At 72.0% G+C, this 13,378-nt stretch carries 10 protein-coding genes and 3 tRNA genes; 6 read left to right on the top strand and 7 right to left on the bottom strand.

All coding sequences use genetic code 11. The features are described from left to right. Positions 1–308 precede the first annotated feature (308 nt). Positions 309–1,274, top strand: coding sequence for an NAD(P)-dependent oxidoreductase (locus AB0M29_RS15930; protein ID WP_365382860.1), 966 nt, complete (start codon positions 309–311; stop codon positions 1,272–1,274). Between the two features lie 49 nt (positions 1,275–1,323). Then, the gene (locus AB0M29_RS15925; protein WP_365382858.1) at positions 1,324–2,814 is read left to right on the top strand and encodes an ATP-binding protein; all 1,491 of its coding nucleotides are present in this window, start codon (positions 1,324–1,326) and stop codon (positions 2,812–2,814) included. Between the two features lie 69 nt (positions 2,815–2,883). On the opposite strand, the gene purL is transcribed toward AB0M29_RS15925, so the two are convergent. From purL to purS, 3 genes are read right to left on the bottom strand one after another with little or no spacing between them, the layout of a single operon-like run. After that, positions 2,884–5,133 (bottom strand): phosphoribosylformylglycinamidine synthase subunit PurL, encoded by a 2,250-nt coding sequence (gene purL / locus AB0M29_RS15920; protein ID WP_365382857.1) that lies wholly within the window; start codon positions 5,131–5,133, stop codon positions 2,884–2,886. Then, positions 5,130–5,810, bottom strand: a complete 681-nt coding sequence (gene purQ, locus AB0M29_RS15915) for a phosphoribosylformylglycinamidine synthase subunit PurQ (RefSeq protein WP_365382855.1) — start codon at positions 5,808–5,810, stop codon at positions 5,130–5,132. Before purQ ends, purL begins: the two co-directional genes overlap by 4 nt. Further along, complete coding sequence (gene purS, locus AB0M29_RS15910) at positions 5,807–6,052, bottom strand: phosphoribosylformylglycinamidine synthase subunit PurS (protein WP_093716007.1); 246 nt, start codon at positions 6,050–6,052, stop codon at positions 5,807–5,809. Before purS ends, purQ begins: the two co-directional genes overlap by 4 nt. 379 nt (positions 6,053–6,431) lie before the next feature. Between purS and AB0M29_RS15905 the strand changes: the two genes are divergently transcribed. The 4 genes from AB0M29_RS15905 to AB0M29_RS15890 all read left to right on the top strand — a co-directional run bounded on the left by AB0M29_RS15905 (position 6,432) and on the right by AB0M29_RS15890 (position 7,315). After that, a complete protein-coding gene (locus tag AB0M29_RS15905; RefSeq protein ID WP_365382853.1) occupies positions 6,432–6,749 on the top strand; it encodes an Lsr2 family protein in 318 nt (105 codons plus the stop codon). A 142-nt stretch (positions 6,750–6,891) separates the two neighbouring features. Further along, positions 6,892–6,963 (top strand) — tRNA-Gly (locus AB0M29_RS15900). A gap of 50 nt (positions 6,964–7,013) precedes the next feature. Beyond that, a tRNA-Gly gene (locus AB0M29_RS15895) sits at positions 7,014–7,089 on the top strand. A gap of 150 nt (positions 7,090–7,239) precedes the next feature. After that, positions 7,240–7,315 (top strand) — tRNA-Gly (locus tag AB0M29_RS15890). Positions 7,316–7,385: 70 nt separating this feature from the next. On the opposite strand, the gene AB0M29_RS15885 is transcribed toward AB0M29_RS15890, so the two are convergent. The 4 genes from AB0M29_RS15885 to purD all read right to left on the bottom strand — a co-directional run bounded on the left by AB0M29_RS15885 (position 7,386) and on the right by purD (position 13,350). Beyond that, entirely contained in the window at positions 7,386–8,297 is a 912-nt protein-coding gene (locus AB0M29_RS15885) for a phosphoribosylaminoimidazolesuccinocarboxamide synthase (RefSeq protein ID WP_365382852.1), read from the bottom strand. A gap of 131 nt (positions 8,298–8,428) precedes the next feature. Beyond that, complete coding sequence (locus AB0M29_RS15880; protein ID WP_365382851.1) at positions 8,429–9,913, bottom strand: N,N-dimethylformamidase beta subunit family domain-containing protein; 1,485 nt, start codon at positions 9,911–9,913, stop codon at positions 8,429–8,431. Between the two features lie 272 nt (positions 9,914–10,185). Then, a complete protein-coding gene (locus AB0M29_RS15875; protein ID WP_365382850.1) occupies positions 10,186–11,904 on the bottom strand; it encodes a hypothetical protein in 1,719 nt (572 codons plus the stop codon). Positions 11,905–12,099: 195 nt separating this feature from the next. Beyond that, on the bottom strand, positions 12,100–13,350 hold the full coding sequence (gene purD / locus AB0M29_RS15870; protein ID WP_365382849.1) for a phosphoribosylamine--glycine ligase: 1,251 nt from the start codon (positions 13,348–13,350) through the stop codon (positions 12,100–12,102). Positions 13,351–13,378 lie beyond the last annotated feature (28 nt).

The following is a 13,378-nucleotide window of genomic DNA, read 5'->3' as shown; positions in this document are numbered from 1 at the left end:
GCGGCGCCCCCCCCGGGGGGCGCCCCGCCCGGGGGGGGGCCGCCGGGGGCCCGGGCCCCCCCCCACCCCCGGGGGGCGCGTAGGCAGCGGCCTCGCGGGTCGCCCGGGCGGCTCCCGCGGCAAGGCGACCCGCGGCAGCGAAGTCACCGGCTTCCCCGGCAGTGTCAGCGGTGCCCACGCCATCGGCGGCGGGGCTAGCGGCTATGACCGGCGTCACACCGCAAGCTGTCACACGGCGGCACGCTCGCCCGTCCTGACCCCGTAAGCCGCACCGCCGAGAAGTCCGCTGATCGAAGCAGGGAGTCGTCATGCGTGTAGTCATCGCCGGAGCCACCGGAGTCGTCGGCCGCCAGGTCGTACCGCTGCTGGTGGCGGCCGGGCACGAGGTCGTCGCGCTGTCCCGCAGGGCGGGAGCCGATACGGGGAAGGGGGCCGTCCGTACGGTCGCGGTCGACGCGCTCGACCAGGCCGCGCTGGGGGCGGCCGTACGGGACGCGAAGCCGGACGCCGTCGTCCACCTCCTGACCGCGATCCCCGCCGAGATCAACCCGCGCAGAATGGAGCGGGACTTCGCGCTCACCAACCGCCTGCGCACCGAGGCCACCCGCACCCTGATCGAGGCGGCCTACGACGCGGGCGCCGGCCGCTTCCTCGCCCAGGGCCTCGCGTACGCCTACGACCCGGCGCCCGCCTCCGCGGGACCCGCCGACGAGGACGCGCCCTTCTGGCGGCACCCGCCCAAGCCCTTCGTCACCACCCTGGACGCCCTGCGCACCCTGGAACGCCTCACCTCCGCCGCCGACGGCCTCGTCCTGCGCTTCGGCCACCTCTACGGGCCCGGCACCGCCTACGACCCGGCCGGCGGCTCCACCATCCGCGCGATCCGCGCCCGCAAGATGCCGGTCGTCGGCGACGGCGCCGCCACCTTCTCCTTCACCCACACCCACGACGCGGCCACCGCCGTACTCGCCGCCCTCGCCCACCCCGACGCCAAGGGCGCCCTCAACATCGTCGACGACACCCCCACCCCCGCCCGCACCTGGCTCCCCGCCCTCGCCACCCTCCTGTCCGCCCCCACCCCCCAAAAAGTCCCCACCCTCGCCGCCCGCCTCGCCGCCGGCCCCTGGGCCACCGCCTTCCTCACCCAACTCCGCGGCGCCACCAACACCCGCGCCAAGTCCCTCCTGACCTGGACCCCCCGCTACCCGTCCTGGCGCGACGGCTTCACGGCCGAACTCAAGGCGTACGCAGCCGGTCACAATGAGGTAGCATAAATGGAGTTATCATAACTAGACTCATGCCTATACATCCAAGGACGAGCCCATGGTGACGACCCTGGCCAGGCCGGACGAGATGTTCGACCGCGAGGTCGAGTGGCGCGCGCTGTCCGCCTTCGCGACGGACACCCGCCCAGGTGCGACGCTCGGCGTCGTGTCGGGACGCAGACGGCAGGGGAAGTCGTTCCTGCTGCGTGCGCTGTGCCAGGCGACGGGCGGGTTCTACTTCGCCGCCGACGAGGCGACCGACGGCGAGTCGCTGCGCCACATCGGGGAGGCCATCGGCGCGTATCTGGGGTCGCCCGCGCCGCTGTCGTTCGACGGTTGGCACGCGGTCGTCGACGCCCTGCTCGCCCTGGGCGGAGACCAGCCCGTTCCGGTGGTGATCGACGAGTTCCCGTATCTGGCGAAGGCGAATCCGCGCCTGCCCTCCATCGTGCAGAACGCGCTCGCCCCGCTGCGGCCCGAGCGGGAGGACAGCCGAGCGCGGCTCCTGCTGTGCGGCTCGGCGATGTCGTTCATGGGACGGCTGCTCAGCGGTGACGCGCCGCTGCGTGGGCGCGCCGGGCTCGAACTCGTGGTGCCGACGCTGGACCACCGACTCGCGGCGGAGTTCTGGGGGGTGAGCGATCCGGCCACCGCGCTGAAGGTCAACGCCATCGTCGGCGGGACCCCCGCCTACCGCCGGGAGTTCGCACGGGACGACACCCCCGCCGACGCCGCCGACTTCGACTCCTGGGTGACGCGGACCGTACTGTCCCCGACGAGCCCGCTGTTCCGTGAGGCGCGCTATCTGCTGGCCGACGAGTCCGAGCTGCACGACGCCGGGCTCTACCACTCCGTACTGGCCGCGATCGCCGCGGGAAACGCGGGACGCGGCGGCATCGCCTCGTATCTCGGCCGCAAGTCCGGGGACCTGGCCCATCCCCTCACCGTGCTGGAGGACTGCGGGCTGATCACCCGCGAGCCCGACGTCTTCCGGGACAACCGGACCCACTTCCGCATCGCCGAACCGCTGATCACCTTCTACCACGCCGTCATGCGCCCGATCTGGTCCGATCTGGAGCACACCCGCGACGCGGGACGGCTGTGGCAGCGCAGCCAGCAGCGCTTCGTGGGCAATGTCATGGGACCGCACTTCGAGCACATCTGCCGCCACTGGACCCGCCACATGGCGCCCGACAAGCTGTTCGGCGGCGCGTACGCCCACCACGTGGGCTCGGGCACCGTGAACGACCCCGCCCGACGGACCAGCCATGAGGTCGACGCGGTCGTGTTCGGCCTCGACGACGACAACCGTCGCCCGATCCTCGCGATCGGGGAGGCCAAGTGGGGTGAGCGCATGGGGCGCGGGCACGTCGAGCGCCTGCGTCGTATCCGCGAGTTGCTGGCCGCGCAGGGGCGCCACGGGGCGGCGACGGCCCGGCTCGTCTGCTACGGCGGGGCGGGGTTCAGTCCCGAGCTGATCGCGGAGGCCGCCGCGGACAGCGAGATCGCGCTCGTGGGTCTCGACACGCTGTACACGACCGCCGCCTGACCCCGCGACGCACGAACGCCCCGGCCGCTGGAGGGCGGGCGGGGCGTTCGGGTGTGCTGGTGGGGCGGGTCAGGCGAGGAGGGCCGGGATGGTGGCCTCGTGGGTCTCGCGGAGTTCGGTCAGGGGGAGGGTGAACTGGCCCTGGACGTCGATCGCTTCGCCGTCGATGACGCCGACGCGGGTGGCCGGGAGGCCGCGCGCGGCGCACATGTCGGTGAAGCGCAGCTCCTCGGAGCGGGGGACGGCCACGACGGCGCGGCCGGCGGACTCGGAGAAGAGCAGGACGAACGGGTCGATGCCGTCGGGGACCACGAGGCGGACGCCGCGTCCGCCGCGCAGGCAGGACTCGGTGAGGGCCTGGATCAGGCCGCCGTCGCTCAGGTCGTGGGCGGCGTCGATCATGCCGTCGCGGGACGCCGAGATGAGGATCTCGCCGAGCAGCCGCTCGCGCTCCAGGTCCACCACGGGCGGCAGGCCGCCGAGGTGGTCGTGGACGACCTGGGCCCAGGCGGAGCCGCTCAGTTCCTCGCGGGTGTCGCCGAGGAGGTAGACGAGGTGGCCCTCGTCCTTGAAGGCGATCGGCGTACGGCGGTTGACGTCGTCGATCACGCCGAGCACCGCGACCACCGGGGTCGGGTGGATGGCGACGTCCCCGGTCTGGTTGTAGAGCGACACATTGCCGCCGGTGACCGGGGTGCCCAGCTGCAGGCAGCCGTCCGCGAGGCCGCGGGTGGCCTCGGCGAACTGCCACATGACGGCCGGGTCCTCGGGCGAGCCGAAGTTCAGGCAGTCCGAGATCGCCAGCGGCCGCGCGCCGGTGGTGGCGACGTTGCGGTACGCCTCGGCCAGCGCGAGCTGCGCGCCGGCGTACGGGTCGAGCTTGGCGAACCGGCCGTTGCCGTCGGTGGCGATCGCGACGCCGAGGTTGGTCTCCTCGTCGATCCTGATCACACCCGAGTCCTCGGGCTGCGCCAGCACGGTGTTGCCCTGCACGAAGCGGTCGTACTGGTCGGTGACCCACGCCTTGGACGCCTGGTTCGGCGAACCGACCAGCCGCAGCACCTGCGCCCGCAGCTCGTCCGCCGAGCCGGGCCGCGGCAGCCGGTTGGCGTCGTCGGCCTGGAGCGCGTCCTGCCACTCGGGGCGGGCGTACGGGCGGTGGTAGGTCGGGCCGTCGTGCGCGACCGAGCGCGGCGGCACGTCGACGATCTGCTCGCCGTGCCAGAAGATCTCCAGCTGGCTGCCCTCGGTCACCTCACCGATGACGGTGGCGATGACGTCCCACTTCTCGCAGATGGCGAGGAAGCGCTCGACCTTGTCCGGCTCGACAATCGCGCACATGCGCTCCTGCGACTCGCTCATGAGGATCTCCTCTGGCGAGAGCGTCGCGTCGCGCAGCGGCACGGTGTCCAGCTCGACGCGCATACCGCCGGAACCGGCCGAGGCCAGCTCGCTGGTGGCGCAGGACAGGCCCGCGCCGCCGAGGTCCTGGATACCGGCGACGAGGTGCTCGCGGAAGATCTCCAGGGTGCACTCGATGAGCAGCTTCTCCTGGAACGGGTCGCCGACCTGGACGGCCGGGCGCCGGGACGGGCCGGTCGAGTCGAAAGTCTCGCTGGCCAGCACCGAGACACCGCCGATGCCGTCGCCACCGGTCCTGGCGCCGTACAGGATCACCTTGTTGCCGGGGCCCGACGCCTGCGCGAGGTGGATGTCCTCGTGCTTCATGACGCCCACGCAGAGCGCGTTGACCAGCGGGTTGCCCTGGTAGCAGGGGTCGAAGACGACCTCGCCGCCGATGTTGGGCAGCCCGAGGCAGTTGCCGTAGCCGCCGACGCCCGAGACGATGCCGGGCAGCACCCGCTTGGTGTCGGGGTGGTCGGCCGCGCCGAACCGCAGCGGGTCCATGACGGCCACCGGGCGGGCGCCCATGGCGAGGATGTCGCGGACGATGCCGCCGACGCCGGTCGCCGCGCCCTGGTAGGGCTCGATGTACGACGGGTGGTTGTGCGACTCGATCTTGAAGGTGACCGCGTAGCCCTGGCCGACGTCGACCACGCCCGCGTTCTCGCCGATGCCGACCAGCATCGCGTCGTTGCGCGGGGCCTTCTCGCCGAACTGCTTCAGGTGCACCTTGCTCGACTTGTACGAGCAGTGCTCCGACCACATGACCGAGTACATCGCCAGTTCGGCGCCGGTCGGGCGGCGGCCGAGGATCTCCCGGATGCGGGCGTACTCGTCCTCCTTGAGGCCGAGCTCCTTCCACGGCTGCCCGGCGTCAGGCGTCTCGGTCGCGTGCTTGACGGTGTCCAGAGTCATGCGCTGACCAGCTTCTTGAGTACAGAGGTGAAGAACCCGAGGCCGTCGGTGCGGCCGGTGCCGACCAGCGGCTCCACGGCGTGCTCGGGGTGCGGCATGAGACCGACGACGTTGCCCGCCGCGTTGCTGATGCCCGCGATGTCGCGCAGTGAGCCGTTCGGGTTGACGTCGAGGTAGCGGAAGACGACGCGGCCCTCGGCCTCCAGCTCGTCCAGCACCCACTCGGAGGCCGTGTAACGGCCGTCGATGTTCTTGAGCGGGATGGAGATCTCCTGGCCGTCGGAGTAGTCCGCGGTCCAGGCGGTGCCCGCGGTCTCGACGCGCAGCTTCTGCTCGCGGCAGACGAAGTGGAGGTTGTCGTTGCGCAGCATCGCGCCAGGCAGCAGATGCGTCTCGGTGAGCACCTGGAAGCCATTGCAGATGCCGAGGACCGGCATTCCGGCCTTCGCCTGTTCGATGATCGTCTCCATCACCGGGGAGAAACGCGAGATGGCCCCGGCCCGCAGATAGTCGCCGTACGAGAAGCCGCCCGGCAGAACCACCGCATCGACCTGCTTGAGGTCCTTGTCGCGGTGCCACAGAGGTACCGCTTCACCCCCCGCGACACGCACGGCACGCTGAGTGTCACGGTCGTCGAGCGTGCCGGGAAATGTGACGACGCCAACGCGCGCAGTCACGACTCCACCTTTACGGCGAAGTCCTCGATCACGGTGTTCGCGAGAAACGTTTCCGCCATCTCACGAATGCGGGCGAGGGCGGCATCGTCGACCGGCCCCTCGACCTCTAGTTCAAAGCGCTTTCCCTGACGGACGTCCGAGATCCCGTCGAAGCCCAGGCGAGGCAGTGCACGCTGCACCGCCTGGCCCTGGGGGTCGAGGATCTCCGGCTTGAGCATGACGTCGACTACGACGCGTGCCACTGGCACTCCCGGTGGTGTGGTGCGTGAGGTTGTCCCAGCGTACCCGGTGTGAAAATCTACGCGAGTAGATATCATCAGAGGTGTCGTGGGCATCCCGTAGATCACGGATCACGTTTATGTATCGGCTGTCGAAATGCTTGGGGAAACCCGGGGCGCAATCATAGGGTCCGGATTGCGATCAGACACCCGTCGGAGAATTACCGGTGTCACGCAGTAACTCACGCTGCCTCATTCCGTGGCATCGTACAAATGAAAACTTGTCGACACCCGACTTGTCGGACCGCGACCGCGACCGCCGTCCCCACCGCCGCCCCCCAGGGGTACCGGCGAAGCACCGTCGCAACCGCAGGGCCGATGGCGTACGAAAGGACCAATCTCTATGGCGCAGCGCGTACTGGTCACCCTTGCCGACGATCTGGACGGCGGCGAAGCGGCGGAAACCATCGCATTCGGCGTCGACGGTCAGTGGTACGAGATCGACCTCTCGTCCGAGAACGCGGACAAGTTGCGCGCCGACCTCGCTCCGTATGTCGAGGCGGGCCGCCGCCGCACCCTTTCCGGCCGGGCGTACAAGCGCACCCCGATCGCCCCGACGCCGGCCACCGTGCGCGCCTGGGCGCAGTCGAACGGCTTCGAGGTCCCGGCCCGCGGGCGTATCCCCAAGAAGGTCTACGAGGCGTTCAACAAGGCCAGTTGACGGTCGCGGTGGGGGTGGCCGGATCACGGCCCGGTACCCGGCGCGGCGCCCGGTACCGATTGGACAGCCACCCCCACTCTTCCGCTAGTGTGTGGAGCACGCCGAGGGCAGGGCCGGAAAAGGCCAGGTCAGCGGAGGTCACGCGGGTGTAGCTCAGTAGCAGAGCGCCCCCCTTCCAGGGGGGAGGGGCAGTGTGCAATTCCTGTCGCCCGCTCGGGTCGTTCTGGCCGGTCTCATCGATCGGGTAGAGTGGCTGCAGTACATGCGGACGTGGCTCAGTTGGTAGAGCATCACCTTGCCAAGGTGAGGGTCGCGAGTTCGAATCTCGTCGTCCGCTCCAGTATCGCGAAGGCCCCGGTCACCAGACCGGGGCCTTCGTCGTGTCGTGCGTGCGTCCATTCGTCCGTGCCTCCGGGAGGCGTGTGGCGGCTGCCCCGATATATCGGTTTCTGGGGCGCGCGGCGTATCGGGTACAGTGTCTCCACGACCTGCGGACGTGGCTCAGTTGGTAGAGCATCACCTTGCCAAGGTGAGGGTCGCGAGTTCGAATCTCGTCGTCCGCTCCAGCGTCACGAAGGCCCCGGTCACCAGACCGGGGCCTTCGTCGTATGTCCTCTGCCGGGGACCGCGGGCGGGCTACTTCCAGGGAGTGCCGGTCAGCCGCTCGTACGCCTCGACATAGCGGGCGCGGGTCTGCTCGACGACCTCGGCGGAGAGCGCGGGCGGCGGCTCCTCGCCGCTCTTGTCCCAGCCCGTGGCGTCCGAGGTCAGCCAGTCGCGGACGAACTGCTTGTCGAAGGACGGCTGGGTACGGCCCGGCTGCCACAGGTCCGCGGGCCAGAAGCGGGACGAGTCGGGGGTCAGCACCTCGTCGGCGATCACCAGGACGTCGCGGCCGTCGATTTGGTCGTAGCCGAACTCGAACTTGGTGTCGGCCAGGATGATGCCGCGCTCGCGGGCGATGTCGCGGGCCCGGCTGTAGACGGCGAGGGTGGTCTGCCGCAGCTCCGCCGCGGTCTCGGCGCCGACCTGGCGGACGACCTCCTCGTAGGTGACGTTCTCGTCGTGCTCGCCGACCTCGGCCTTGGTGGCCGGGGTGAAGATCGGTGCGGGCAGCTCCGAGCCGTCGACCAGGCCCTCGGGGAGCGGGACACCGCAGACCGTACGGTCGCGGTCGTACTCCACCAGCCCGGAGCCCGCGAGATAGCCGCGCGCCACGCACTCGACCGGGACCATCCGCAGCGAACGGCACACCATGGTGCGGCCGGCCCACTCGGCGGGGGCGTGCTCGGGCACGTCGGTGGAGATCACGTGGTTGGGGATCAGGTCGGCGAGCTGGTCGAACCACCACAGCGAGAGCTGGGTGAGGATGCGGCCCTTGTCGGGGATCTGGGTGGGCAGCACCCAGTCGTACACCGAGGTGCGGTCGCTGGCCACCATCACCAGGTCGCCTGCCTCGTTGCGGTACAGGTCGCGCACCTTGCCGGTGTGCAGATGCACCAGTCCCGGCACTTCGACGGGCACGGGCTTGTCGACGAATCCGGTCATGACGGGTGGTCCTCCCCAATCGGCGGTTCAGCTCCCGATTCTCGCCTACCGGGGCGGACCTGCCGCGCAGGGGTCCACCGCGATCTCCTCGTGCCCCGAGCCGGACCCGCGGTCGTGTCCGGCGCGGGCCCTCAGTCGTGCTTGCAGATCCGGTCGAGGAGATTGGCCGTGGCGCGCTGGACGCGGGTGTCGACATGGCCGGGGCGGTCGAGCGCCGGGGACCAGGCGAAGGTGCCCGCGGCGAAGACATAGGCGCCGCTGGGCGCCCGGTAGAGCGAGGTCTCCTGGTGGCAGCGGCGGCCGTCGGCGGACTCGTACGGGGAGTGCGCCAGCAGGATGCGCTCGATGCTCTGCGGCAGTGCGGTGCGCGGGAAGTAACGGTCCGCCTCCCCCGCGACCAGGCCCGCGATCTCGTCGCCCTCGGCGGCTCCCGTGGCCTCCCACAGCCAGTGGGAGGCGTTGCGCACCACCAGCGGGGACGGCTGCGGCACCCGGCCCGCGTACTGCACGCCGAGGATCAGCTGCTCGGGCTCGCCCAGATCACGCCAGAGCGCGGTACGGCCCTTGGCGTCGCCGCGGCGCTTGCTGCAGCTCAGCAGCCGGTCCGGCTCGCCCGCCGGCGAGGGGGCCAACTCGACCTGCCAGTACATGGTGTTGGCGGAGAGGAAGACCAGCGAGGTGCCCTGGTCGCGGGCGTTCTCGACGGCCCGGCGCATCGGCGGGGACCAGTACTCGTCGTGGCCGGGGAAGACCAGGCCGCGGTAGCGGGAGGTGTCGATCCGGCCCGCGTGCAGGTCGCGCGCGTCGGCGTAGGCGAGGTCGTAGCCGTAGCGCTCGGCGAAGCGGACGAAGTCGTAGGCGTGGCCGATGTGCAGCGGCAGTCCCGCGCCCGCGTAGGGGCGGTCGAAGGAGACGGTGGTGGCGGCCTGCTCCTCGCCGAGGAGCTGACCGGTCTCGTCCCAGGCGTGGTAGAGGCTGGCGCCGGTCCTGCCGTCCTCGGGGTAGAGGTTGTACGCCTGCCAGGTGATGTCGGGCATCAGCAGCAGCAGATCGGCCCGCCGCTCGTCCCGGACGGTGAAGGGCACATGGCTGCGGTAGCCGTCGGAGGTGGTGAGGACGGCGACATAGGCGCCGGTGTTCCAGTACGTGGGGACCTGGAGCCGCCAGGACTGCCACCAGTGGTGGCAGGAAACCGTCCTTCCGGCGGCCAGCGGCGGCGGCTGGACGATGCCGGACAGCCGCGGGCTCGCGGTGACCTTCGCGGCGCCGTCCCCGCCGTAGTGGCCGATCCGGTACACGTCGACGGTGAATTCCTGCGGCGGGTCGACGGTGATGCGGAAGTCGATCGCCTCGCCGGGGGCGACCGCGCCCGCGGACGCGAAGCCCTTGATCTGACGCCCTACGTCATCGGCGGTACGGGGACCTGGGAAACGTGGGTGACCGTGGGTGTCGCCGCTGCTCACGGCGAGGTCGACGTACCAGGGGACGACTTGTCCGTCGCCGTCCAGGTACTGGGTGGCGCCGCGCAGCCAGGGCAGCGGGCCCTGTCCGAAGGGGTCGGTGACCCCGTGTGCGAGCGCTCCGGACTCCCACCGCCGGATCTGGTCCGTACTCATCGAAGCCCCTCCCTCACCGCGTCCTGCGCCGTCATCGCCCCGCTCGGGGCAACGATGCGGCACATACCCAGCACATCACAGAAAGCACCCTCACCGTTACCGTTCGTGGTGAATTATCGGAACGGATCGGGCGATGAGTGAAGCAGATTCGGTCAACCCGCGAGTGGTGAACGTCACATGAAGCTGGTCAACCGGTCGGTGAACACCCGGCGGCCGGACACGGTGGCCGTCACCCCGCCGTCGCTCCGCGCGGACGCCGGGTCAACCGCCCGTCAGACCAGCCGGATCGGCTTGTCGGCGCGCACCCCGACAGCCGTGAGCCAGGAGCGCAGCGGCTCCGCGTCGCCGTTCTCCACCAGGCGCAGGACGGGCCAGGCGAGGTCGGCCCGGCGGGCGCCGGCGATGTGCAGGGTGGGGCCGTCGAGCCAGTCCAGCCCGGCGTCGGCGCCCGCCGTGTCGATCGCGGCGCAGCAGACCACCGCGGTGACATGGTCGGCGAGCAACTCACGGCCGGTGCGCGGCGGCAGGAGCTGGTAGACGGGGGTGAGCGGGTCGGCGCCCGGGGCCTGGCCGGCGGGCGGGCGGTCCGCCTCCTCCCGGGCGACGAGCGCGCCGACCCGGGCGGCCAGCTCCTCGCTGCCGCCGCGGGACAGCCGGTCGATGACCCGGGCCAGGGTGGAGCGGCCCGGCTCGCCGCCGAGCGCGGCCGCCGCCCGCTCCGCCGAGGTCAGTTGGGCCGCGGCCCGGCCGCCGAGCAGCAGGCCGCTGCCGCGCCCGGTCAGCGGCGGCTGCGCCTGGGGCAGATCGGCGTCGGGCGGGCCGGTCAGCCCCACGGGCGAGGCGGCGGGCGGCAGTTCGTCGAGGACGCGTATCAGCCGGGCGGCCTCGGTGCGCCATATGCGGTCCACGACCTCGTCCGGATAGCCGCTCCAGCTCACCGGTGCCCAGTCGGGGCCCGGTTGCTGCGGGCCCTCGTGGAAGAGCCGGGCGGCCAGCAGCGAGACGGCCTCGTCCATCGCGCCCGGCTCCTCCAGCAGGTCGCACGCGGGGCGCTCGCCGAGCCGGGACTCGAAGCCGTCGGCCAGCCGGTCGCGGCGGGAGAGCTCGGTGAGGGCGGCGACCACCCCGGCGTCCAGCCGGGACGGCCAGCGGCCCATCCGCCAGGCGGGCAGCGCGACCCGGGTGAGCAGCCGGTCCCAGCCGGCGTAGGCAAGACCGACCTGCTCCTGCGCGACGATCCGCAGCCCGTAGTCGACCTCCTGGGCGCGCTCGGAGGCGGCGGCGGCCACCCCGCGCTCCATCTCGGCGGCGTGGGCGCGGCAGCCGCGCAGCAGCAGCCGGACCGTCCAGCCGAGGAAGCCGTACGCGGGGCGCAGCAGCACACCGCGGTCGCGCCGGTCGGCCACGGCGGCCGCCGCGTCGAGCCCGCGCAGGAAGCGCCGGGCGGCCGATATGTCCGGGTCGGCGGCGGGTCCCGTGCCCGCGACCACCGGGGCGAGCAGGGCGCGCAGCTCGGCGATCCGCATCCACCACATGAAGGGCGAGCCGATCACCAGCACGGGCGCGGGCCGCCGGTCCTCGCGGCGGTGGCGGCCCGCCGTCCTGCGGTCCTCCAGCCAGCTGTCGCAGTCCGGCGTGAGTTCTATCGCGGAGGGCACCGGGACCTGGAGCTTCTCGGCCAGGTCACGGACCATCCGGTACAGGTCGGGGGCCGCGGACTCGGCGACCGGCACGGTGGGGCTGACCGCGTGCCGCGCCTTGACGATCACCGCCGCCACGGCGCCCGCGACCAGCAGCACCAGCAGCGCGCCGCCGGTCACGCCCCAGCGGACGCCGTCCCACTCGGGTCCGAGCCGCCCGGTGACGCCGCCGGCGTGCAGCACGACGGCCGCCGCGGCGGGCAGCAGTGCCAGGCCCAGGCCGGTGCTGCGGATGCGCAGCACCGCCAGCGCCCGGGTGCGCGCGAACGCCTCGCCTGCTTCTCCGGCCATGGTCGGCTCACCCCCTGCGCTGTGACGACCGCCCTGTCGGCGGCCTCTCCCCACTGTCGCACCGCCCACCGACATCGCAATGGCCGTACGGCTGATTGCCGCAATGTCCCGCAGTGCGCTTTCGGGGCACAGTAGTTGGGCGTCCGTGAGGAGTCAGCCGTATGGCCGAGCCATCACTCCTTGGAGTGGCTTCGGTCAGACCCCCGCCACCTCGGCGGCGATATCACTACGGTGATGCCCGCCGTCGAGGCCGATCCGGTCCACCGCGCGGTAGGCGCGGTCGCGCGCCTTGGCCAGGTCGGAGCCGGTCGCGGTGACCGAGAGCACCCGGCCGCCCGCGCTGACGATCCGCCCGTCGGCCTCCTCGCGGGTGCCCGCGTGCAGGACGTAGGCGTGCTCGTCCTTCTCCGCGACCTCGGCCAGTCCGGTGATCGGGTCGCCGGTGCGCGGGGTGTCGGGGTAGTTGTACGAGGCGATGACGACGGTCACCGCGGCGCCGTCGCTCCACCGCAGCGCCGGGAACTCGGCGAGCAGCCCGGTGGCGGCCGCCCGCAGCAGTCCGGCCAGCGGGGTGCGCAGCCGGGCCAGCACCACCTGGGTCTCCGGGTCGCCGAAGCGCGCGTTGAACTCGATCACCCGCACACCGCGCGAGGTGATGGCCAGGCCCGCGTAGAGCAGCCCGGCGAAGGGCGTGCCGCGGCGGCGCAGCTCGTCGACGGTCGGCTGGAGGACGGTCCGCTCGACCTCTTCGACCAGGTTCGGGTCGGCCCAGGGCAGCGGCGAGTACGCGCCCATGCCGCCGGTGTTGGGGCCCTCGTCGCCGTCCAGCGCGCGCTTGAAGTCCTGCGCGGGCTGCAGCGGTACGACGGTCTCGCCGTCGGTGACCGCGAAGAGCGACACCTCGGGTCCGTCCAGGTACTCCTCGATGACCACCCGGGAGCAGCCGCGCGCGTGGGCGCGGGCGGTCTCCAGGTCGCCGGTCACCACGACGCCCTTGCCCGCGGCGAGCCCGTCGTCCTTGACCACGTAGGGCGGGCCGAAGGCGGCGAGCGCGGCGTCGGCCTCCTCGGGCGTGGTGCACACGTAGCTGCGGGCGGTGGGCACTCCGGCGGCGGCCATCACGTCCTTGGCGAAGGCCTTGGAGCCCTCCAGGGCCGCGGCGTCCCGCGAGGGTCCGAAGCAGTCGATGCCCCGGGCCCGTACGGCGTCGGCGACTCCGGCGACCAGGGGCGCCTCGGGGCCCACGATCACGAAGTCCGCGCCGAGCGACACGGCGAGGTCGGCGACGGCGGTGCCGTCGAGGGCGTCGACCGCGTGCAGCTCGGCGACCTCCGCGATTCCGGCGTTGCCGGGCGCGCAGTGCAGCGAGGTGACGTCGGGGTCGAGGGAGAGGGAGCGGCACAGGGCGTGTTCGCGGGCGCCGCCGCCGATGACAAGGACCTTCACGCGCACCAGGGTAGTGGCCCGCGCGGCG

It is taken from the genome of Streptomyces sp. NPDC051976 (assembly GCF_040680795.1).
Taxonomy (GTDB): domain Bacteria; phylum Actinomycetota; class Actinomycetes; order Streptomycetales; family Streptomycetaceae; genus Actinacidiphila.
The sequence above is the reverse complement of the archived record's forward strand: the minus strand, read 5'-3'. Positions and strand labels throughout refer to the sequence as shown.

Bases quoted from the DNA above. Each gene is read 5' to 3' on its own strand.
- AB0M29_RS15925 (WP_365382858.1), top strand. From the start codon at position 1,324: ATGGTGACGACCCTGGCCAGGCCGGACGAGATGTTCGACCGCGAGGTC.
- AB0M29_RS15875 (WP_365382850.1), bottom strand. From the start codon at position 11,904: ATGGCCGGAGAAGCAGGCGAGGCGTTCGCGCGCACCCGGGCGCTGGCG.
- AB0M29_RS15885 (WP_365382852.1), bottom strand. From the start codon at position 8,297: ATGACCGGATTCGTCGACAAGCCCGTGCCCGTCGAAGTGCCGGGACTG.
- AB0M29_RS15880 (WP_365382851.1), bottom strand. From the start codon at position 9,913: ATGAGTACGGACCAGATCCGGCGGTGGGAGTCCGGAGCGCTCGCACAC.
- purL (WP_365382857.1), bottom strand. From the start codon at position 5,133: ATGACTCTGGACACCGTCAAGCACGCGACCGAGACGCCTGACGCCGGG.
- AB0M29_RS15930 (WP_365382860.1), top strand. From the start codon at position 309: ATGCGTGTAGTCATCGCCGGAGCCACCGGAGTCGTCGGCCGCCAGGTC.
- AB0M29_RS15905 (WP_365382853.1), top strand. From the start codon at position 6,432: ATGGCGCAGCGCGTACTGGTCACCCTTGCCGACGATCTGGACGGCGGC.